The sequence below is a fragment of the Citrobacter sp. W9 genome, assembly GCF_026719375.1.
Lineage (GTDB): Bacteria > Pseudomonadota > Gammaproteobacteria > Enterobacterales > Enterobacteriaceae > Citrobacter > Citrobacter werkmanii.
This window is the reverse complement of record NZ_JAPPTE010000005.1, coordinates 1-21087: the sequence shown is the minus strand read 5'-3', so window position 1 is coordinate 21087 and position 21087 is coordinate 1. Positions and strand designations below refer to the sequence as shown.

The window sequence follows — 21087 nt, the reverse complement described above, 5'->3', positions numbered from 1 at the left end:
ACCTGTAGTAACCGCTTATTCTGTATGAATATAACCTGAAATGGTCCATGCTGTGAGATTTTTCTTAGTCGAGAGACGAAACAAAAAAGCACCGCCGAAGCAGTGCTTTTGATATGTCTCATCAGGATAGCCAAGGGATAGCTGCCAAACGAAATTAACTGCGGCTCAGAACCCGGCGAGCTTCGTTGTAACGTTTTTTCCAGTAAGGCTCGTTCATGCTGGAAATGATAACGCCACTGCTGGTCGAGGCATGAACAAACTGGTTGTTGCCGATATAGATACCGACGTGGCGGCCTGTGGAGCCAGCACGGAACAGAACCAGATCGCCTGTGCGCAGATTAGTACGCGAAACGGATTTACCCGTTTCCTGTTGTTCGTAGGTTGAGCGCGGAAGCTCTAAACCAAACTGCTCACGGAACGTACGCTGTACGAAGCTGGAGCAATCAATACCTTTTTTGGTGCTGCCGCCAAGGCGGTAACGCACGCCTTTCCAGTCAGCATACTGATCCATAATACGTGATTTAACATCGATATTACGGACCATATTTTCAAATTCATCCTGAGAGGCTTGCAGTGAAGAGTTATCTCCATTGCCCACAGCATGCGTCTCAGAATGCATATTTCTGGCGGTGTTCGTGGTACTACATGCAGAAAGCAGAACCGCAACTGCTATCGCGGGTATGCCCCGCAAGATATATCTCAAAATCGGTTGAGATTTGACCATTTTGTTTGTTTTCCCTTGAAGTCCTTAACGATAAATATCGTTATAAAAAATGCCAAACGTGACGAGACTAATTACCATCGCACGATGAGACAATTCCTTAAGGTCAAATCTGTGGCAGAACGCACAAATTTATTCAGAAAGGGAATAATTGTCCCGCGAGGCAAAACGAGTTCGAGGTTACCCGATCGCCCCAGTCATTGCGAGAGATTTTATGTGATTTCTTATAAGAAAAATTGATACAGAAAGTGAATAAACGGCATTGGCTAAATTAAGAACAATTAGCGTAAAAAATATGCAAGCCATTCATTCTAAACATGAATAAGATGACAGGAGAATGACAATCAGAATGATGGAATATCAGTCGTCATCATCAGGGAATCAGAAGTTTCCCTGATGATGTTAATTGTTTTGCGTTATTTGTTTGAAAATTGTTTGTTTTTGCCGGGCAGATAATTCACAAACAGCGTGACCAGACGATCGCTTAATGGCGTCATTAGCCACCAGGGTAAGCCAATCAGCACAACCGTCATGGAGCCGACCACGATATCGGTGAGCCAGTGAGCGCCGATCATTACGCGTGGAAAAGCAAAAACCACAGCGATAATAAGGCCGATTATGCCTGCAACTTTTCCGAAATAACGCAGCATAAATGCGGAAAAAATAAGCAGCATCATGCCGTGATCGCCAGGAAAACTGTCTCTGGAGGCATCTTTGGTTGGAATATGCAGCAGTTCGCTGACGCGATAAATATTATCCAGCATCAGAGTAGGGCTGGCGCGTTTAACCGGAATAAGCGCCTGGCCCAACTGATTTAATACCACTGCGGTGAGCAGCATCACCAGACCAATAGCCACAATACGCCGGCGACCTTCCGCCGTATCCTTCAGCCAAAAGTGCAGCATCAGTGCGCCCATAGCCAACAACGAGCAGCCATCAAATGCCCGGTTATTGGTGATCGCAACAATCCACAGAAACAGCGGGCTTTCAACCAGCTTCTGATTGAAGAAACGGAAGACGCCCGTATCCAGTGAGGACCAGAACCCGTGCCCGGCGGGAATATACCAGGACAGAAACAGCGCTATACCTGCAATATTGAGCAGTATAATAAGAGGGTATCGGGTTTTCATCGTCGTTTACCATTGCTATAAAACGAAGGCAACCTTACGCGCTACCGTCTAAACGAAGTCTCAACAATGCGCTCTGTAACGTATTCCAGTCGGTGTCGGTATCGGAGATGAGTTCAATACGGCTATCCGGCGGAGCGACGTTTTGCGTCTCAATATGCCAGTCGTCTCCCTGACGGTTAATGCGCACCAGCCCCTCTTTGATACGCATTACACCTTTGACACGCCCTACGGGTGCAAGGCGCGACCATTCCAGCAGGCCGATGGTATCGAACACCGTATCGGCGTCAAAGATCCAGCCGCAGGCCTGATGACCCTGACCGCTGTTCAGGCTGCGACGCCAACGCTGTTGCGCGGGCAAACTTAACGCCGCCAGCCCTTTCTTGTCAGCATGACTATGGGCGTGCTCAGCGCTTGCGGGAAGCTGCGCCAGGTTTAGTCGGGGCAAATCCAGTAATTGACCGGCAATATTTCCATGATCGGCATGAACCAACTGACGATTGCCGCCATAGTGCTGCCACCAGGTTTGCAGGGCGTTTTCGCTTTCCGTTGTGGCGCGGTCAGCTTTGTTGGCGACGATGATATCGGCGGCAGCCAGTTGATCGCGGAAATTGTCATTGGCGACGCTTTTATCATCCAGTAGCTGGCGAGGATCAAGAATACAAAGGGTCGCGCGCAAATCGATCCACGGTTCGTAAACCGGCGCGGTAAGTAAATCCAGAATCTGTTTGGGATGTCCGAGGCCGGTAGGTTCAATGAGCAGTCGGTCGGGTTTTCCCTGACGCAACAACGTATTGAGGCCAACCTGCATTGGCAGACCGTTAACACAGCACATGCAGCCGCCGGGGATCTCTTTTAGCAATGCGCCGCTGTCGGCTAACAGGGCGCCATCAATACCGACTTCGCCAAACTCATTGACCAGTACGGCCCACTTCTCTGCGGGATCTTTGTTTGCCAATAAATGAAGAATAGAGGTGGTTTTGCCACTGCCGAGAAAACCGGTGATGAGATTGGTTTTAGTCACATTTACTCCAGAATCATAAATTGCCGTAATGGCATTTAACAATCCTGGCGAAAAACGGGGAAAAAGAGAAGGGGTGAGAGGACGAAGACGCGCTTCGTCCTGATTAATGGCAGAAATCGTTAACTTTTTAACGTTTCAATGACAGCCTGATGCGCACCATATTGGGCAATACGCTGCCAGGCGAGCTGAATAGCCGCAACAAACTGCGGATTCTGTACCAGATCGGTGGCGAAAATCTCATGCAGAGACAGCAGGGCGCTGACGCGTTCTGAGTCTGTACTCTGCTTCACAAGCGCGCTGATTTTCTCGCTCAATGGATCACGAATATCAATGGTCGCACCTGAATCATCCACTCCGCTCACGTAACGCATCCAGCCTGCGACGCCGAGCGCCAGCAGCGGCCACTCGCTGCGCCGTGCTAAATGTACGCGGATCCCTTCCAGCATACGCTGGGGTAATTTTTGGCTACCATCCATCGCGATTTGCCAGGTTTTATGCTTCAACGCCGGGTTGGCAAAGCGTTCCAGCAGGCTAGCGGCATACTGGTCTAAATCAACATCGGTGATTTGCAGGGTAGGCGCCTGTTCGTTGAGCATCAGACGGTAGGCGGCTTCACGAAAAGCGCTGTCCTGCATGCAGTCGCTAATGTGCTGAAACCCGGCCAGATAGCCGAGATACGCGAGAAACGAATGACTACCGTTCAGCATTCGCAATTTCATTTGTTCCCACGGCAGAACGTTTTCAACCATTTGTACGCCGGCGGTTTCCCACTGCGGACGACCACACACAAAATTGTCTTCAATCACCCACTGAATAAAGGGCTCACAGCTGATTGCGCAGGGATCGGCCACCCCCAACTCGCGGGCGATTTCAGCCAGTGACTCTTCGGTGGCGGCAGGAACAATCCTGTCCACCATGGTACCCGGGAAGCTGACATGCTCCTGGATCCAGTGGGCCAGCTCATGTGAGCGTTTCTCCGCCATTCCCAGTACGGCGTTTTTTACCACATGGCCATTATCCGGGATATTATCGCAGGAGAGGACGGTAAAAGGTTGCAGCCCGCGTTCACGTCGGCGGTGCAGCGCTTCAACAATAATGCCGGGTGCGGAATGTGGCTCAGCCGGAGTCTGTAGATCATGAATAATGCGTGGATGAGAAAGATCCAGCGAGCCTGTTGCCGGATCGATGCAGTAGCCTTTTTCCGTAATCGTTAACGAGACAATCGCCACCTGAGGTTCACAGAATTTTTCGATAATGGCCGCCAGCGAATCCAGCGTGGCGTTCAGACATTCTTTGACGGAGCCGATAACAATCGGTTGGTTGCCATTCGCCCCTTTTTCTAACACGGTAAATAAATGATCCTGCTCGCGAAGCTGACTCATTAGTCGATCGCCGCTGAACAGACTTATCTCACAAATTCCCCAGTCCCCACCCTGTGCATTCAGTACCCGATCGGTCAGTAATGCCTGATGGGCACGGTGAAAAGCACCGAAACCAAAATGCACAATCCGCGTTTTTAATTGTTGGCGATCGTACTGCGGCATCATGACATTTTTCGCGAGCGGCACTGAGGCAATAGTTTTCATTCAATACACCTGATTAACCATTAATTAACAATGGCAGTATAAAGTTATATGACAGCAAATTGAATTGGTGTGCCTCATTTATCCGGGTAATGTGAGCTGGATCAACCAATCATTGCGGGTTTGTTGATCCTCGCCCAGATGCCTGTATGGTAGTCGTCATTAAGTGAGTCTAATTTGGTATAACAACTTGTGAGGTGAAACCATGGAACAAACCTGGCGTTGGTACGGACCTAACGATCCAGTATCGCTTGATGATGTGCGTCAGGCTGGCGCAACGGGTGTTGTGACCGCCTTGCACCACATTGCCAACGGTGAAGTCTGGCCGGTAGAAGAGATTAAAAAGCGCCAGGCTATTCTGGCTGAAAAAGGGCTGACCTGGTCAGTGGTGGAAAGTATCCCCGTCCACGAAGATATCAAAACGCACTCTGGTCAATATCAAACGTGGATTGCTAACTATCAGCAGAGTATCCGTAATCTGGCGACCTGCGGCATCGATACCGTGTGCTATAACTTCATGCCGATCCTCGACTGGACGCGTACTGATCTCGAGTATCAGTTGCCGGACGGCTCCAAAGCGCTGCGTTTTGACCAGATCGCTTTTGCTGCCTTTGAGCTGCATATCCTCAAACGTTCAGGGGCTGAAGCGGATTACACCCCGGAAGAACAACGCCAGGCGCTGGACTATTTCAATGCCATGAGCGAGGCCGATATTGAAAAACTGACGCGCAATATCATCGCAGGTCTGCCCGGTGCCGAAGAGGGGTATACCTTGGATCAGTTCCGTGCGCGCCTTGCTGAATATGACGGCATCAGCAAAGACGACTTGCGCAATAACATGGCGGTATTCCTGCGGGCGATAGTGCCAGTGGCAGAAGAAGTCGGCGTGCGTCTGGCCGTACACCCGGACGATCCGCCGCGTCCGATCCTTGGCCTGCCGCGCATCGTTTCGACCATCGAAGATATGCAGTGGCTGAAAGACACCGTCGACAGCATCAATAACGGTTTCACCATGTGCACCGGCTCCTACGGCGTACGCGCCGATAACGATCTGGTGAAAATGATTGAAACCTTTGGCGATCGTATTCACTTCACGCATCTGCGTTCAACTTGCCGTGAAGATAACCCGAAAACCTTCCACGAAGGTGCGCATTTGCAGGGCGATGTGGATATGGTATCGGTGGTGGCGGCGATTCTGAGCGAAGAGCAGCGTCGTAAAAAGGCGGGCGATCTGCGTCCAATCCCGATGCGCCCCGATCACGGGCACCAGATGCTTGATGATTTGCATAAAAAAACCAACCCGGGCTACTCTGCGATTGGTCGTCTGAAAGGACTGGCGGAAGTCCGTGGCGTTGAGCTGGCGCTGAAACAAACACAGTTCCGCGATCTGCTGTAAGGCGAACAACAGGGATTGAGCGGCAGGCTCGATCCCTGTAATCCATTAAGGCTGCGATAGCGCCTGCTCCAGTACCGCCAGGACTCTTTTTATCTGCTGTAACTGCAATCCACCAAATCCAAAAAACATAACTGCGTCGCTGTTCTCTTCACGCCATGCGGCTTCTGAGCCATTCTCTATATCTGGCAACGTATCGAAACGAATCCCGGCCAGCAGGCAGCGTTGTTGTAGCCTGGCGATAATTTCGGGGGACCAGGCAATGCGTAATGAGAGGTGCAGACCTGCCGTTGCGCCAGCGATTTTCCCTTCGGGAAACAGTGCGGATAGGCCGTCGCGTAATAGCGTAAGACGTGCCGCATAATTGCAGGCCAGCTTGCTGATATGCGTATAAAACACCTGATTTTGCATTAATTCGGCCAAAAATTGCTGCAACAACCACTGGCTCCCGTTGTTGTTGAGCGCTTTCATATTCTGTACGGCCGGAAGCAGTTCGTCAGGGCAAATGAGATAGCCAAGACGTCCTCCTGGTCCCAATGTTTTGGAAAATGTCCCTATATAGATAACCCGGTTGTGATAATCCATGGCTTTCAGCGCGGGAAGGGGATTTTCTCCATAGGTAAAAACGGCATCGTAATCGTCTTCAATAATGTAAGCGCCGACGCGCTGCGCCCATGTTAATAATGCCTGACGCCGCTCCAGTGACAGGACGCTACCCAGCGGATACTGATGCGCTGGAGTAACATAACAAAGCTGGGTAGCATATTCCGGTAAATTATCTGTTTGCAGTCCGTGGTTATCGACAGCAATTGGCGTAATGTCTGCGCCGTAATAATTAAACAGATGCCAGGCACCCGAATAACAAGGGGACTCGGTTACAATATGGCACTTTTTTTGCTGACTGAAAGTATGATGGTTAATAAAGAGTTGACTGAGCAGTGACAGTCCTTCCTGAATCCCGTTAGTAATAATGATGTTCTCTGCTCGAGTATTTATACCGCGAGATAAATTAAGGTATCTGACCAATTGTTCACGCAGTGAAAATAATCCATTTGGTGAATGATATCGGGTGAATAATTGTTCCTTGAGGACGCTGGGGGCGTTATTCCATTTGCGCCAGCTTGACCAGGGAAAAGCATTGGGATCGGGAACGCTCATTTGGCAATAGCACTCTCGCCCAGGCTCTGCATAAACATCGGTGGGGATCCCAGCCGCTTTAGGTTTCATCGGCGGGGAACCCTGCGCGACGTGCACGATTGCTGGCGTTGTGCGTACAGGTGTGGTGAAGATGACCTCGTAGCCGATACCTTGTCGACTCTTAATTAATCCCGCGGCCATGAGCTTATCATAGGCCATCACGACCGTTATTTTGGCAACGTTTAATACCTGTGCCTGCTCGCGAATAGAGGGAAGTTTATCTCCACAAAGCAAATCACCGCGCTGAATGGCCTGGAAATAAAATTGAAATATCTGCAATTGCAGCGGGGTACGGCTTTCTCGATCGAGAGTCAGTGTTAGCATGAGGAATTCCTTATGTATATATACGCACTATATTACGAGCTTCTCTTCTTCACGTTTTGATGCACCTCATAGAGTAGATGCTGTTCCTATAAGCTGCTTTTGCTGTCTCTATTTTTGATTTTTATGATCGCTTAGCGTGTCGCTATTAAAAAAATGGAGGCAAGCATGTCGTGGATAAGAAAGAACGCACTGTGGTGCGCATTCGTCGGGGCAGTAGCAATGGCCCTTGCAATTTGGGGGACGTGGCAAGGCGTTCATTACACCAGTACCACCGAATTTTGTTTATCGTGTCACTCGATGCGCACACCAGGAGAGGAATATAAAACCAGCGTGCATTTTCGCAATGCTTCTGGCGTGCGTGCTGAGTGTAAGGATTGTCATATTCCGCCAGGGATCGTCCCGACGTTGGTTCGTAAAACGGAAGCCTTAAACGACCTCTACCACACCTTTATCTCTCCTTCGATTGATACCCCTGAAAAATTTGCCGCAAAACGAGCGGAATTGGCCCAGCGAGAGTGGGCGCGAATGAGCGCTAACCATTCGGCGGCATGTAAGTCTTGCCACAGCTATGAGGCGATGGATCACGGCAAACAATCTGCGAATGCGGCGGCGCAAATGACCGCGGCGGCGGCAAAAGACAGCAACTGTATTGATTGCCATAAAGGTATTGCCCATCACAAACCCGATATGAGCAGCGGTTTCCGCGATCGCTATAAGCAGTTGCAGCAGCAGGGAGCGTCTTTATCGAATGCGAGCACGCTGTTCTCGTTAAGCGAAAAAGCATTGACGGCAACGGCCGGAAGCCCCGCAGGTAAAGCGCTGTTATTTCCTGCCACCGAGGTCAAAGTGCTGAAAAAAGAGGGCAGCAACGTGCAGCTTGAACTGACGGGCTGGCGTGAAAGCAAAGGACGCGGGCGGGTGATAACCCAGTATATGGGTAAGCGTGTGTTCTCGGCCGTGCTTGATGACGCCTTGATGGCGAACGTAAAAGTACTACAAACCCAGGTCGATCCTGACTCACACCAGCAATGGCAGCAGGTGAGCGTGACCGCCTGGACCTCCGCCCAGGGGCTTATCAGCAATATTGCACCGATCTGGGAATATTCGGATCAAATGCTGCAATCCACCTGTAGCGCCTGTCATAGCACTCCTCCTACGACCCGATATACCGCCAACGGCTGGATCGCCGGATTGAAAGCGATGTCCACCTATTACCGACTGAATCCGGTGGAAGAACGTACGTTGTTGAAATACCTCCAGACCCATGCCAGCGATGTGTCTGAACCTAACAAAAATTAAGGAAAATATATGGATATTCATGAATTTAACCCGTCTCGCCGCCGTTTTCTGAGCGGTATGCTAGCGGTGGGCGCGGCCAGTGCGCTGGCGCCGAATCCGCTGATATCAAAAGTATGGGCAGCGGGAGAAAACCCCGCACAGTGGATTCAATCCGGTTCGCATTTTGGCGCTTTTGAAGCCAAGGTTGTCAACGGCGAGTGGACAGAAACCCGGCCTTTCAAACATGACAAATACCCTTGCGATATGCTGAACGCGGTGCGTGAAGTGGTCTATAACCCGTCGCGGGTACGTTATCCAATGGTTCGTCTGGACTGGTTACGTAAACGCGAGAAATCGGATCGCAGCCAGCGCGGAGATAATCGTTTTGTGCGGGTAAGTTGGGATCAGGCGCTGGATCTGTTTTACGAAGAGCTGGAACGGGTACAAAAAACCTACGGCTCATCGGGGGTATTTACCGGGCTGGCCGACTGGCAAATGGTAGGGAAATACCATAAAGCGGGCTGGCCGACTGGCAAATGGTAGGGAAATACCATAAAGCGGGCGGGGCGATGGACAGAGGGCTTGGTCTGCATGGTAGCTATGTGACGACCGTTGGCGACTACTCTGCAGCAGCTGCGCAGGTTATCTTGCCGCATGTGATTGGTTCGCTGGAAGTTTATGAACAGCAAACGTCACTGCCGCTGGTTATTCAGAACAGTAATACCATCGTGCTGTGGGGATGCGATCCGATCAAAAACTTGCAGATCGAGTTCCTGGTTCCCGATCACGATGCGTTTGGCTACTGGCAACAGATTAAAGAAGCGGTTGCGCAGGGTAAAATGCGCGTTATCAGCGTCGATCCAGTGCGTAGCAAATCGCAAAACTACCTTGGCTGTGAACAACTGGCGCTACGACCACAAACCGATGTCGCGTTAATGCTGGCACTCGCCCATACGCTGTATGAAGAAAAACTGTATGACACGGCGTTTATTAACGATTACACCGTGGGTTTTGAGCAGTTTTTGCCCTATCTGCTTGGGGAGAGTGATAAGCAGCCGAAAAATGCCGAATGGGCAGCGCAAATCTGTGGCCTGACGGCGGAGCAGATCCGTGATTTCGCCCGCCTGCTGGTCAAAGGCCGGACCCAATTTATGGGCGGTTGGTGCGTACAACGGATGCATCATGGCGAACAGTATCCCTGGATGCTGGTGGTGCTGGCCAGTATGGTTGGGCAAATTGGCTTGCCGGGCGGCGGCGTAGGGTTTGGCTGGCATTACAACGGCGGTGGTACGGTGACATCCACCGGACCTGTACTGTCCGGGCTGGGAGGGATCGCGAATCCTCCACCGGCGAAGTATAAAGCGGATTTTCGCGGCGCATCGGAGCATATCCCCACCTCACGCATCGTTGACTGCCTGCTGGAGCCGGGCAAAAAGGTTGCCTTTAACGGCGAAACGTTAACCTGGCCTGATATTAAAATGGCGATCTACAGCGCGGCGAATCCATTCCATGCGCAGCAGGATCGTAATCGCATGATCAAGGCATGGAAGAAGCTGGAAACCGTGGTGGTATTGGATCATCAATGGACCGCGTCGTGTCGATTTGCCGATATCGTCCTGCCTGTTACCACCCGCTTTGAACGTAACGATATTGAACAGTTTGGTACGCATTCGAACAAAGGGCTGATGGCCCTGCATCAGATTGTTAAACCGCAATATGAAGCGCGGCATGATTTTGACGTTTTTGCCGGATTATGTAAGCGCTTTGATAAAGAGGCGGTGTACCGCGAGAACCGTGATGAAATGCAGTGGATACAGGCGCTCTACGACGAAGGTGTGAAGATGGGCGCGTCGCTCGGTGTCTCCTTACCGGACTTTACTACGTTCTGGCAGGGCGAAGGATACATTGAATATCCGGCCGGACAGCCGTGGGTGCGTCACGGTGAGTTTCGCGACCAACCAGATCTTAATCCCCTGGGAACGCCGTCAGGTCTGATTGAAATCTACAGTAAAACCATTGCTGGCTTTGCTTACGAGGATTGTCCCGGTCATCCGGTATGGATGGAACCGTTTGAACGTAATCATTCCGCTAAAAAAAATAAATATCCGCTGCATCTGCAATCCTGCCATCCGGATAAACGTCTGCACTCACAGTTGTGCTCGAGCGAGGCGTTTCGCAATACCTATGCGGTTACCGGAAGAGAACCGCTTTATATCAGCGCGCAGGATGCCACTGCCCGTGGTCTGAAAGCAGGTGATATCGCTCGCGTCTTCAATGACCGTGGTCAGGTGCTGGCTGGGGTGGTGATTAGCCCGGATTTTACCCCTGGCGTAATCCGCATTCATGAAGGGGCCTGGTATTCCCCGCAGGAGGGTGGAAAAGCCGGGACGTTATGCACTTATGGCGACCCGAATGTCCTGAGCGCCGATATTGGTACTTCACAGTTGGCGCAAGGCCCTTCAGCGCATACCGTGCTGGTGGAGGTCGAACGTTATCAGCAGAAAAAAGCGCCACCGGTAACGGCATTCGGCGGCCCGGAGACAGTAAAAGAGGAGGGGGGAAGTGCAGCATAACCAAATACATCAGCAGCGGGTGGACATGTACCAGTGGTTCTCGCAATTGCTGTTCCGTGAGCTGGACGAAAAGCAACTTGCCAGCCTTGAAAACGACGATAATCGGGCGTGGATTGTCTCACTGGCGGCGATTCCTGGATTGTCTGGCAAGGTTAAGCATTTTGAGCGTAGTCTGACCCGGATTTTACGCCGTGATTCCCGACAGCTGGAACTCGCCGCGGATTTTGCCTCGCTGTTTCTGCTGGCGCCGCCTGGCGGAGTCTCTCCCTATGCAGGGCACTATCCGCATACGACCGCGTCAGCAGAACGTCAGCAAATGAATGTGCTGCTGATCGAACACGGTCTGACCGCGCGGGAAAATGAGCCATCCGATCATATCGCCATTCAACTGGCATTGATGGCGAAGATGGTTGCTAAAGAGGAGGCGGTATCTGCGCAGTATTACTTTTTGCATCACCATATGATGTGCTGGGCGCCATTGCTACGCGATGCCTGCCTGGCGCGAGATGAACAGGGGTTTTACCCGCAGGCGGTCAATCTGATAGTGAGTTTTATGCGCGAGGATGAACAGTATCTGGAATCGCTGTTAATGGATGATTTTTATCTCAGCAGTCAGCGCTGAAAATAAAAAGGGACAGCTGGTGCTGTAATGCCAGCCAGTCAGCGCCTCAGTTTCAGAAAGTATCAACCTGTACTGGCGGAGGTAAAGAACATGCTATCTCGGAGAAAGCGTTCCGTTCACCTCATGCTCATTGCTTCTCTTAAGCATTGGTTCATGTGAACGTGTAAAGGGCGTTCTCCGCCACGCCCTTTACAATCCCGGCTCCCGGCGGGAAAATTGCCACTTCGTGGTTCCCTCCGCTTTTTCCTTCAGGCTTCCGGGCCGGGCGCGAGGTAGCGTCCCTGTAAAGCGCGCCCTGAGCCAGCATCCATGCTGGCTCTCCCTGCCTTACGGAAACTCGTCGGCAATTTTCAGCCGGACCAGCCACACCTGATCTCCTGTGTTTTTATTTGAATATGTTGAACAGCAAAAAAGATTTTACTGAAAGTCAGAGCGTTGAAGCGATGACCCCGGTCCGGCTGAAAATCGATGAGGCGTTGACGGCTGACCGGGTCTGTCCGCAGGGATGCGGACAGAGGGGACGGCCTGCAGGGACGCAGGCTCGGCCCCGACCCGACAGGCAGACGGCATAAGACGAATAGCTCGCGTAGCGACGATTTTCCCGCCGGGAGCCTGGGTTGCAAGGGAGGCGGCGGTGAGCCTCCCTTGCACGTTCACGGACATCAGCGCTTCAGAGAAATGACACCATTGAGGTGAACGGAACCCTGAGCAAGAATCACATGTTCACCATACATGCTTTACTGATCAGCCTTACAGCCTGCGCTGTCCCTTGTCGTCAATGGGCAGCAGAAAATTAGTCTGCACGGCCCATATAGCGACGTTCTTCGATATGAATACGGATTTTTTCTCCCGCACTCAGATACTCAGGAACCAGGATCACCAGGCCGGTAGTCAGGGTCGCAGGTTTGTTACGCGCGCTTGCTGATGCCCCTTTAATGCCGGGCGCTGTTTCAACAATTTCCAGGTCTACCGTTTGCGGCAGTTCCAGCGCCAGCAGCTGGCCGTCCCAGGTCAGAACCTGCATGTCCGGCATTCCGCCTTCCGGCATGAACAGCAGTTCTTCTTCAATCTGGTCTTTGGTGAAGGTATACGGGGTATAGTCTTCTTTATCCATAAAGACATATTCGTTGCCATCGACATAGGAAAAGTCGACGCCACGACGGCTCAGGGTGACAGTATCAACGATATCATCGCCCTTGAAACGCTCTTCAACTTTCAGGCCGGTACGGACATCAGAAAAACGCATTTTGTACAGCGTGGCGGCGCCACGTGCGGTTGGTGATTGAATATCAATATCTTTTACAATCAGCAGCTTGCCGTTGTAATTCAGTACCATACCTTTTTTAATTTCGTTCGCTCTTGGCATCGAAAAAATCCTGTAGTGAGGAGTGTCTAAAATATCGCGTAAAACTACTCGCGCCGGGGCATTCAGGCAAGTGGAATTGATGCTTTTGCTGGTGCAAAAAAGGTGTTACTGTGCGCTTCTCTCACAATCCGATGGTTTACGATAAAGAGAATACTGTATGGAATGCCGTCCGGATTGTGGTGCATGCTGCACCGCGCCTTCAATCTCCAGCCCTATCCCTGGTATGCCTGATGGCAAGCCTAACAGTCAATTATTCTCAGTATAAAAAATGACATAGCTAAGCAGAAATGACTTTTTTGCTAAGTGTTTCAATTGAATGTGAAAAGCTTTCTCCATAGCCAGTTTTAGACAGTTGTAATAACTCATTTAGCCCAGAATGACTTGTAAACGAAAGGTTTTCATAAAGACATATAGGAAGTTCTGAATTGTCTTTAAATCTTCTGTCTGGGCCTCCAGACTTGTTCACATACTTCCATGTCCTGCCAACGACTATGGCATCTCCAGGTACACCTTCGCTCTCAATGAATCGACTATCATCTACATTAACGAATAGCTGGTTATAACCAACAGCGCCTACACCTTCACGGTCATAAACCAGTACTCTATCTGGAAAAAAATGCAATGTTTGGCGACCGACATTGATAGCAATCGTCTCAATATTTGTTTTAACAAAGGGAGGCTTTGATTTGCTGATTGAGGTGACTTTTCTACGTAGTAAGTTACCAGCTCCGGCATGATACTTGGGGTCATAAACGGCTCCAGAAGCTTCTATATGCCATACTTTTGAGCAGCTTGCGAGCTTGGCTCCACTTTCATGAAGTTGCTGGTAACATGCCATCATTTGATCATCAAAGTCATAAAAAAGAACAGTAGTCTTTCTTAGCTGATCGTACATGTAAGCAAAAACAGAGATTGCTACCCCTACGATAAAGCCTATAGCGAGGCACCAATCAGGCCATGTCTGTGAAAAACCGTAAAGTAACAGCGCAATCGAAAGGCACATGACCAGGGGCCATATTTGTGACTTCTTACGTTTGTTGTTCAACTCTTCAAGCAGTTCTCGGGAACTTGAATCAACGATTTCCGAGATATGGGATGACTCGATTTCCTCGAGAGGTGCATGTGTAGTGTCATGTTCTATTGGGGAGTGGTCTGGTACATGTTGAACTTTCTTTCTGTTCTGTGGGACCAGGCTTGGTGAAAGCGAAGCACGATAATAGACTCCGCCAGCACCGATGTGGATGTAATTTCCTCTTGGGCCAGTACCAAACCTCAGTCCTTTTATACCAATAGATGCACCGACTCCTGATTTGGATAGGTTAAATCTCATCGGTCCGACTCGAATGCTTTTCTTAATGTAAAAGCTCATGGTAACTCCTTGTAAAACGAGGGGCTTAATTCATCGTAAGCTAGGGCGGTGTAACTGGTGGATTTTACAGCATATGTTTCATATTTTTAAAGGAACATTAACCCATCTAAGAGGAAAATCGCTCATTTTATAGGGGAATAGTTCTGGGTTACATGCTATCGCTCCGATTGTGACAGTGTGTTAATGTTTTATTCGAAGACAAAGAATTTAAGAGGTCCTGATGGAATGCCGAATCGACTGTGGGGCCTGTTGCATTGCTCCTTCTATATCAAGCCCTATTCCCGGGATGCCACAAGGCAAGCCAGCAAATGTAAGATGTGTGCAGTTATCGGAAGATAATTTATGCAACATCTTTGGGTCAATCCACCGCCCCAAGGTGTGTAGCAATCTGCGCCCTTCACTCGATATGTGCCATACAAATCGTGATGAGGCTATGGGTTACTTGATTCATCTTGAAAAGCTGACCTCATCATGAAGTTGTTGCCATAAATAATTTGATGGTGTATAGTAATAAAAATTTGCTGTGGAAACTTTTCGGAGTTTCTATTTGTCTACTAACACCGCATTTATGCCAGTGGCTGTAGGGCTTGGTCCTCCTTGGGATTCTCTCCCTCATACTGGTTATTATTAATATCTGTTATGTGGTGTTAGTTATATGTCCGTAGATCTGCTTTTTCCTGTCGTTCAAAAAATAACCAACCATCGTGATGATGGCCGTTACTCACTTATCCATAGCTCTGAATATGTGCTTGATGGGCTTATATACCGTTTGAACTATGATTCGATGAAGAAAGGTTATCATCCGATCAGAAAAGAAATCATTGATGCATTCATTAAGCAGTTACAGGCTATGCAATCGCACTACAGTAAGATTTTTGCTTTCCGATTTGACTTATCAGTGCCGGAAGGGATGCACGTTACGGAAAGTAATGTCTTAGTGAGTAATCTTTTTGAGCGGCTGAGAGGTCGTTTCAAAAAGAAGGCGTGGAATGAACAGCCGATCAAAAAATTTGCTTATGGCTGGGTTCGAGAAAAAAAAGCTGCTAATCAGGTTCATTACCACTGCTGGATTGCATTACCTTACTTCCAGGTTCAAACTGCTGGCTTTGGTAACACAGGCATGATTGGGTTGATAAGTGAGCTTTGGGATGAATTAACAGACAATATCAGTCGCGTGCATTTAGCCGAGAATAGTCGATACTCTATTGTAAGGGGTGATCACGATAGTCTTGTGGATTTTGTTGAGCGTATATCGTACCTCGCGAAAAACAGCGGTAAGTTTTCATCTGGGGAAGGGCAGAGGATCTTTTCAACGTCTAAGCTCAGAATGAAAGAGAGTAATTAACGCAGGTGGCAAAATCTTTCGTGTAGGTCAGTTTGAACAGAAAATACAAATTCTTCCTGTAACACATTCTAAGCCTTTCTAAGGGGGCGGTAGTACGTTCGCATTACCTGCGTGATTTAAACCTCTTATAGCTTCATACAGGCTGTTTTAGAGCGGTTTTCAATGTTTGTTTGATAAACCTTTCATTATAACTGATTGGTTTTAGTTTCTCATGAATACGTTTATGATTTGTGAGTAGTGTCACGCTATTTTTCAGTATAACGCAGAGCTGCCTCCTATGTTTGCGAAGTCGCTGGGAGTGGCTGCATCAGGCTTGCTGTAGGTTCCAGTTCCGTTTGATGGTCGGAAGACTCAACCCTAATTCCAGCAGCCGCTTTTGACTGGCTAAGACCTCTGCTCCTCGCTTCCTGAACTCGCTTACGAGTATATGAAAGAGGGATTGCTGGTATTATTACGGAAATCTGGATGAAACTGAAAGGTGGTAAAGCAACGCTGGTAAACTTGTCTAAAGCCACTAAAGACTATCCCGATCACTACGTCATTCATCGTGAACATCCTTCATCACTCGAAGGTCCGGTATTCTGGCTTTCTTACCTGGCAAAAGAACGTGGTAAAGCGCAAACAGGGAAGGGAACACGCATGTACTCAACATCAAAATTGAGTCGTAAAGCACTAAATTCGTAAATATCGCACAGGAAGCCCGTAGCGCGTTTTTCTTTCCAAGGTATGCAATCGCATTACCCATATCATGAAAATCGCTTACAGTCTCGCTCAGAGCGTTTTAAGGCATAATTTGTAGCTGGTTAACTTTATGCTTCGGTCAGATGCATGATAGTTCAACTATAGTTGCTTTGCTTATAGAATAATACATTCCTTCAAAATTCCGAGCGAAGCGAGGGACACGAACGTAGTGAGTGTCTGTGTACTATGTACTGTTTATAATATTTATAATTTATATATAGAAAAAACAGTACATTTCCGTATGTTTTTTAATCAACGCTAACTATCCGTCTTCGCTTCGCTTGACGGAACTCGCTTCGCTCGCGGTCTTGTTTTTGGGTTGTTGGAACGTGCCCGTCATTCTTGATGCATGTTCCAGTTCCCTTTGATCGTAGGAAGACTTAATCCCACTTTTTGCTTGGCTGAGACCTCTTCATATTGGCTTCCAGAAGTCGCTTACGAATATCTGTTGCAACCGCCTAACTTTTACCTACCTTCCTTGCTCGGTCAAGACCTTCTTTAGTTCTCTATGCAATGTGTAGTCTATTGATATAATTAGTATTTTATTCGAGATTATGTAATTGTGTGAAAAAGGATGAAAAACACTCTTTTTGTATTAGCATTAGCCTCCGTATGCCTTCTAAAGCTTTCTAAAATGCAGGCTTCAAAAGTGCTTGATTTTACGAAAGTCATGAAAAGGTGTGATTACTAGCGTTAGTACCAGCACATTGTGTAACCTCTGGACAGTTAAGGATAATTAGATGCAAACAGCAGAGATGTTTCGTATTTTCCTGGACAATTTGAAAATACCTAATGAACGAATGACGGCAATTGCAACACATTATAAAAATGCCACAAGAAGGCTTAACATAAGGTTTCGGGAAACTGAAAACGGTTTCAATAATCGACTGAAGGTTGGTTCAGCAGGTCGTCGTACGGCGGTCAGCAAAACGTCAGATTTAGATATGCTGTACATTATGCCTTCAGGGTTGTGGGAGGCTTATCAAGTAGGTTTGAATCCTCAACGACGTTTACTTCGTGATGTAAAAGATGCTTTAAAACAAACCTTTTCGCAGCAAGAAGTCAAGGTTGATCGATTAGTAGTGCAGATTGTTTTTGACTCTTTCCATATAGAGGTGCAACCAGTCTTTGCTGACGGAGATCATTTTAAATACCCTGATACGAAAGCTGACAATGGTAATGGTGGGTGGCGGGTAACTAAACCTCGTATGGAAATTACCGAAATGAGGAATTTCCGAAATAACAAAAGTCGTAATCTCCATAATCTTTGTCGCATGTTGCGAGCTTGGAAAAACAGAAATACAGTAGACATGGGAGGACTTCTTATTGACACGTTAGCATGGAGGTTCCTTAAACAAACCGATGATTATGATGAAACTGGAATGGTTAGTTATGGTTTCATGTGCCGTGACTTTTTTGATTTTTTGCAAAAAGAAGACGTTCATGAACACTATGCTGCAATAGGCAGTGGACAAAGGGTTAAGGTCTACAAAAATTTCCAGCGACAATCAAAACGTGCCTTCAAACTATGCACGCAAGCGATTGACGCGTACGAGAATGGCTATACAAAGAAATGTCATGAACTTTGGCGGGAAGTTTTCGGACTTACTTTTCCTAAAGCAGCAACGGAAATGCAAGACTCTCTGGGGCTGGGGTCAGATAATTTCGTTAATGAATCATATTTTGCCCGCACATGGCGTAATACGGAAGAATTTACGGATGAAAAATTTGATGATGTCGATATTAGATATCCACTTGAAGTAAACTGTATTGTCAAAGAAAGTGGGTATAGGGAACGCTCGATTAGAGCTTACCTTTCGGATATAGCTCGACCTTGGTTACCTCCTAATAAGACTTTATCATTCTCGATCAATCAAGCAAGTTTAGATCTGATTCCTGAACCTTATGACATATACTGGAAAGTATTGAATAGAGGTAAAGAGGCTGAAGAACGTGATGAAATTCGAGGTCAAATAATTTTAGGTCAAACTACCCATACTGAACATACAAAGTTCAGAGGTAGTCATAAGGTGTGGTGTTATATCGTTAAGAATCATATAGTAATTGCCCAGGCTACTATCGACATTCCAATTGAGTGAAAAACATGCTAAAAAATGACTTGCTGAATCATATTGCTTCTGCTGGATACAACGTTGGGTTCGGAGCAAAGAAAACCTTTGCAACATTTGACATTGTAAGTAAGCTTCCTGGCTGGATTGGCATAATATCACTCGCAGTATCTGTTCTTGGTCTTTATATGGATGAAATGAGTTCTAAGAATATTTCTGCAATTTTTATTATTCTGAGCATTGGTAGCCTATACATTAATTTCTATGATGGTGATAAAAGTAAATATGAAGAGGCGGGGAAAAGGCAAACTGACATCTTCAGAAAGATTGAACGACTGTATTACGATGCAAAATCAGAGAGCCAGCCAGATTCAGCTAAGTATATTCAGGAACTTGAAGTTCTGATGCAAGATTTTGATAATAGCACAATTACTAAACAAATTTGTGGTAGTAATTGGTATGCTCACTATAAATTTTACAGTGAATTGGAGAAGCGATGGATTGAGGAACAGTTATCCTTAACTTTTTGGAAAGATAAATTTCCAAATACATTAAAAATATTTTTGATTATAATTTTAGGTATGGTTGTTTTTTTGATCTGCCACAGGTTGAATTGGATTTGATGCATTCATAACCTAATTTGAAAAGTAAAATTACGAATTAGATTAAATGAATTTGTCAAAGTCAGACTATTGATAAATTTTACAACAGTTTAGACTGAATATATGAAAGTATTTGACTGTTGCTGGTTTGATGAATGTGTTGGTGTTATCGAAATCGAGCATCGGTATGGATAAAATAAAGCCTCGCACTTCAGCGAGGCTTGTTATACAACGGTCGTTGTTTAAAGACCACCATGACGATTCGCATAGAACAAGAAATAATTGATATGCCGTTCTAAAGCTTTAAAGAAATCATCATTCGACCAAGTAGTTGAACTATAAGATGCACCGTTTGTAGAACTAAAAGTACGACCATTATCGTTTGTAGAAAATGTCGTTATCGAATAGCGGCCATCAAATCGCTCAGTTTCTGATAATAAAAGTTCATGCTTCCCGCCGTCTTTATACTTCATATTGAAGCTTATATGCCGTGCAGATGTAGAAATTTCAGCGTGGATTCCTCTTTCAAGTAAACCATTTTTGTACGTTTCAACTTCTGGTACGAGAGATTCAATAATTTCCGATAAGCGTTCTCGTTCCTGGGCTAACGTTTCTTTTTCTTCAATCTGCTCTTGTTTTTGTCTGCCTATTTTTTCATCAACACCTTTGAAGAATAAGTTACCTACCATGGGATATCCTTAATTATAATATGAGCGTTTCAAAGTCAGGACATATGGGCAGCAAATACTGTTATCAAGTCCGTTTTTAACACAAAAGCTCTTTCTTGATTCGGTAAAAGGTGGCGCGGCTGATACCTGCCGCTTTCATGATGTGGGCTGGTTTAACATTCTGCGCCAGCATTTCGCGAACAGTTTCACGGGCTTCCATATCTTTTTCTTTCCCCGTATACAAACCTGCCAGTTTTGCTCTCTCGATCCCCTGTGCCTGGCGTTTACGGCGGGTTTCATAATCTTGTCGTGCCATTGTCGCAAGGATATCGATCAGCATAGCATTGACTGCCCGAAGAATGCCGCTAGTAAGGTCGTTACCAGACATTTCAACCATCTGCCAGCTTGTTGGCAAATCCATCGAAACAATAACCAGTCCTTTACTGTTCAGCGTAGCTTTGAGTTCAGCCCATTCTTCATGTTGAAGACGACTGAGACGGTCAATCGCTTCAATTAGAAGCAAATCGCCAGGCCGTGCTTCGGCAAGTAGGTGCATCAGTTCCACACGTTCCAGCTTCGCACCGCTGGCATTCTCAATGTATTCTCCGGCTACTTGCCAGTTTTTGCTTTGCGCAAATTCGCGCAGGCTAACTAATGCACGATCAGCATGTTGGCCTTCGGTAGATGCACGGCAATAGATACGGACATTCATTATGCATTCTCTTTTGAGTATTAAATTGATACCCATATGATACAGTGCGTGTTTTTATTGTCAATAGAGTCAAATTTAACCCTATTGATACTGTGTGTCATGGTCTTTATCAGGTATACCTAAAAGAGATATTGTTCGGATGGTATTCAGATCTTGCTTGGGGTATACGATTTGGTCAGTTTCTGTAGCTGAAGCACTCCGGTTTCATTTCAGCAGGTCTTAATCAAATTCAGTGTGCCATACATGTAGACTGGCCCCATAGATCACCAGACACTTCGCCTCTCTTAAAATAAGAGGTAGTCTTAGACCTATGTTTAGCACCAGTCAGAATAATAAGATGGTTGAAGTGTTATCAGGACCTGAGCGGCGTCGG

The 21087-nt window shown here is 47.4% G+C and carries 17 protein-coding genes and 2 pseudogenes; 10 read left to right on the top strand and 9 right to left on the bottom strand.

Annotated elements, in window-relative coordinates:
* Nucleotides 1-154: 154 nt before the first annotated feature.
* From mepS to OOJ59_RS09710, 4 genes are all read right to left on the bottom strand, one after another.
* Nucleotides 155-724, bottom strand: coding sequence for a bifunctional murein DD-endopeptidase/murein LD-carboxypeptidase (gene mepS / locus OOJ59_RS09725; RefSeq protein WP_003027474.1), 570 nt, complete (start codon nt 722-724; stop codon nt 155-157).
* A gap of 413 nt (nt 725-1137) precedes the next feature.
* Nucleotides 1138-1851, bottom strand: coding sequence for a phosphatase PAP2 family protein (locus tag OOJ59_RS09720; protein WP_069323433.1), 714 nt, complete (start codon nt 1849-1851; stop codon nt 1138-1140).
* A 34-nt stretch (nt 1852-1885) separates the two neighbouring features.
* Nucleotides 1886-2872, bottom strand: coding sequence for a CobW family GTP-binding protein (locus OOJ59_RS09715; protein WP_160956369.1), 987 nt, complete (start codon nt 2870-2872; stop codon nt 1886-1888).
* Between the two features lie 119 nt (nt 2873-2991).
* Nucleotides 2992-4458 (bottom strand): mannitol dehydrogenase family protein, encoded by a 1467-nt coding sequence (locus OOJ59_RS09710; RefSeq protein ID WP_160956368.1) that lies wholly within the window; start codon nt 4456-4458, stop codon nt 2992-2994.
* Between the two features lie 202 nt (nt 4459-4660).
* Here OOJ59_RS09710 and uxuA point away from each other — a divergent pair, with 202 nt between their 5' ends.
* On the top strand, nt 4661-5851 hold the full coding sequence (gene uxuA / locus OOJ59_RS09705; RefSeq protein ID WP_038642040.1) for a mannonate dehydratase: 1191 nt from the start codon (nt 4661-4663) through the stop codon (nt 5849-5851).
* 45 nt (nt 5852-5896) lie between these two features.
* Here uxuA and pdxR read toward each other — a convergent pair whose 3' ends face one another.
* The gene (gene pdxR / locus OOJ59_RS09700; RefSeq protein WP_160956367.1) at nt 5897-7369 is read right to left on the bottom strand and encodes a MocR-like pyridoxine biosynthesis transcription factor PdxR; all 1473 of its coding nucleotides are present in this window, start codon (nt 7367-7369) and stop codon (nt 5897-5899) included.
* A 165-nt stretch (nt 7370-7534) separates the two neighbouring features.
* Between pdxR and torC the strand changes: the two genes are divergently transcribed.
* The 3 genes and pseudogenes from torC (at nt 7535) to torD (ending at nt 11842) form a co-directional block, all read left to right on the top strand.
* On the top strand, nt 7535-8668 hold the full coding sequence (gene torC, locus OOJ59_RS09695) for a pentaheme c-type cytochrome TorC (RefSeq protein WP_087857393.1): 1134 nt from the start codon (nt 7535-7537) through the stop codon (nt 8666-8668).
* 9 nt (nt 8669-8677) lie between these two features.
* Nucleotides 8678-11220 (top strand): annotated as a pseudogene (gene torA, locus OOJ59_RS09690) (trimethylamine-N-oxide reductase TorA).
* Nucleotides 11210-11842, top strand: a complete 633-nt coding sequence (gene torD, locus OOJ59_RS09685) for a molecular chaperone TorD (protein ID WP_087857395.1) — start codon at nt 11210-11212, stop codon at nt 11840-11842. Before torA ends, torD begins: the two are co-directional and overlap by 11 nt.
* 793 nt (nt 11843-12635) lie before the next feature.
* Here torD and yeiP read toward each other — a convergent pair.
* On the bottom strand, nt 12636-13208 hold the full coding sequence (gene yeiP / locus OOJ59_RS09680) for an elongation factor P-like protein YeiP (RefSeq protein ID WP_038642029.1): 573 nt from the start codon (nt 13206-13208) through the stop codon (nt 12636-12638).
* Nucleotides 13209-13365: 157 nt separating this feature from the next.
* On the opposite strand from yeiP, the pseudogene OOJ59_RS09675 reads away from it, so the two are divergent.
* A pseudogene (locus tag OOJ59_RS09675) lies at nt 13366-13449 on the top strand (YkgJ family cysteine cluster protein); the annotation flags it as partial.
* 36 nt (nt 13450-13485) lie between these two features.
* On the opposite strand, the gene OOJ59_RS09670 reads toward OOJ59_RS09675, so the two are convergent.
* Nucleotides 13486-14577 (bottom strand): DUF4236 domain-containing protein, encoded by a 1092-nt coding sequence (locus OOJ59_RS09670; protein WP_004864813.1) that lies wholly within the window; start codon nt 14575-14577, stop codon nt 13486-13488.
* Between the two features lie 220 nt (nt 14578-14797).
* On the opposite strand from OOJ59_RS09670, the gene OOJ59_RS09665 reads away from it, so the two are divergent.
* From OOJ59_RS09665 to OOJ59_RS09645, 5 genes are all read left to right on the top strand, one after another.
* Entirely contained in the window at nt 14798-15052 is a 255-nt protein-coding gene (locus OOJ59_RS09665; protein ID WP_004864811.1) for a YkgJ family cysteine cluster protein, read from the top strand.
* Nucleotides 15053-15232: 180 nt separating this feature from the next.
* Complete coding sequence (locus tag OOJ59_RS09660) at nt 15233-15922, top strand: YagK/YfjJ domain-containing protein (RefSeq protein ID WP_004864809.1); 690 nt, start codon at nt 15233-15235, stop codon at nt 15920-15922.
* A gap of 465 nt (nt 15923-16387) precedes the next feature.
* The gene (locus tag OOJ59_RS09655) at nt 16388-16606 is read left to right on the top strand and encodes a hypothetical protein (protein WP_004864807.1); all 219 of its coding nucleotides are present in this window, start codon (nt 16388-16390) and stop codon (nt 16604-16606) included.
* Nucleotides 16607-17403: 797 nt separating this feature from the next.
* Complete coding sequence (locus tag OOJ59_RS09650) at nt 17404-18762, top strand: nucleotide-binding domain-containing protein (protein WP_016537366.1); 1359 nt, start codon at nt 17404-17406, stop codon at nt 18760-18762.
* Nucleotides 18763-18767: 5 nt separating this feature from the next.
* Nucleotides 18768-19355: an SLATT domain-containing protein gene (locus OOJ59_RS09645; RefSeq protein WP_007890843.1), complete on the top strand. Its 588-nt coding sequence runs from the start codon at nt 18768-18770 to the stop codon at nt 19353-19355.
* 221 nt (nt 19356-19576) lie between these two features.
* On the opposite strand, the gene OOJ59_RS09640 is transcribed toward OOJ59_RS09645, so the two are convergent.
* Both OOJ59_RS09640 and OOJ59_RS09635 read right to left on the bottom strand, forming a co-directional pair.
* The gene (locus tag OOJ59_RS09640) at nt 19577-20023 is read right to left on the bottom strand and encodes a hypothetical protein (protein ID WP_016537363.1); all 447 of its coding nucleotides are present in this window, start codon (nt 20021-20023) and stop codon (nt 19577-19579) included.
* A 76-nt stretch (nt 20024-20099) separates the two neighbouring features.
* Nucleotides 20100-20714 (bottom strand): recombinase family protein, encoded by a 615-nt coding sequence (locus OOJ59_RS09635; RefSeq protein WP_007890845.1) that lies wholly within the window; start codon nt 20712-20714, stop codon nt 20100-20102.
* Between the last annotated feature and the right edge of the window lie 373 nt (nt 20715-21087).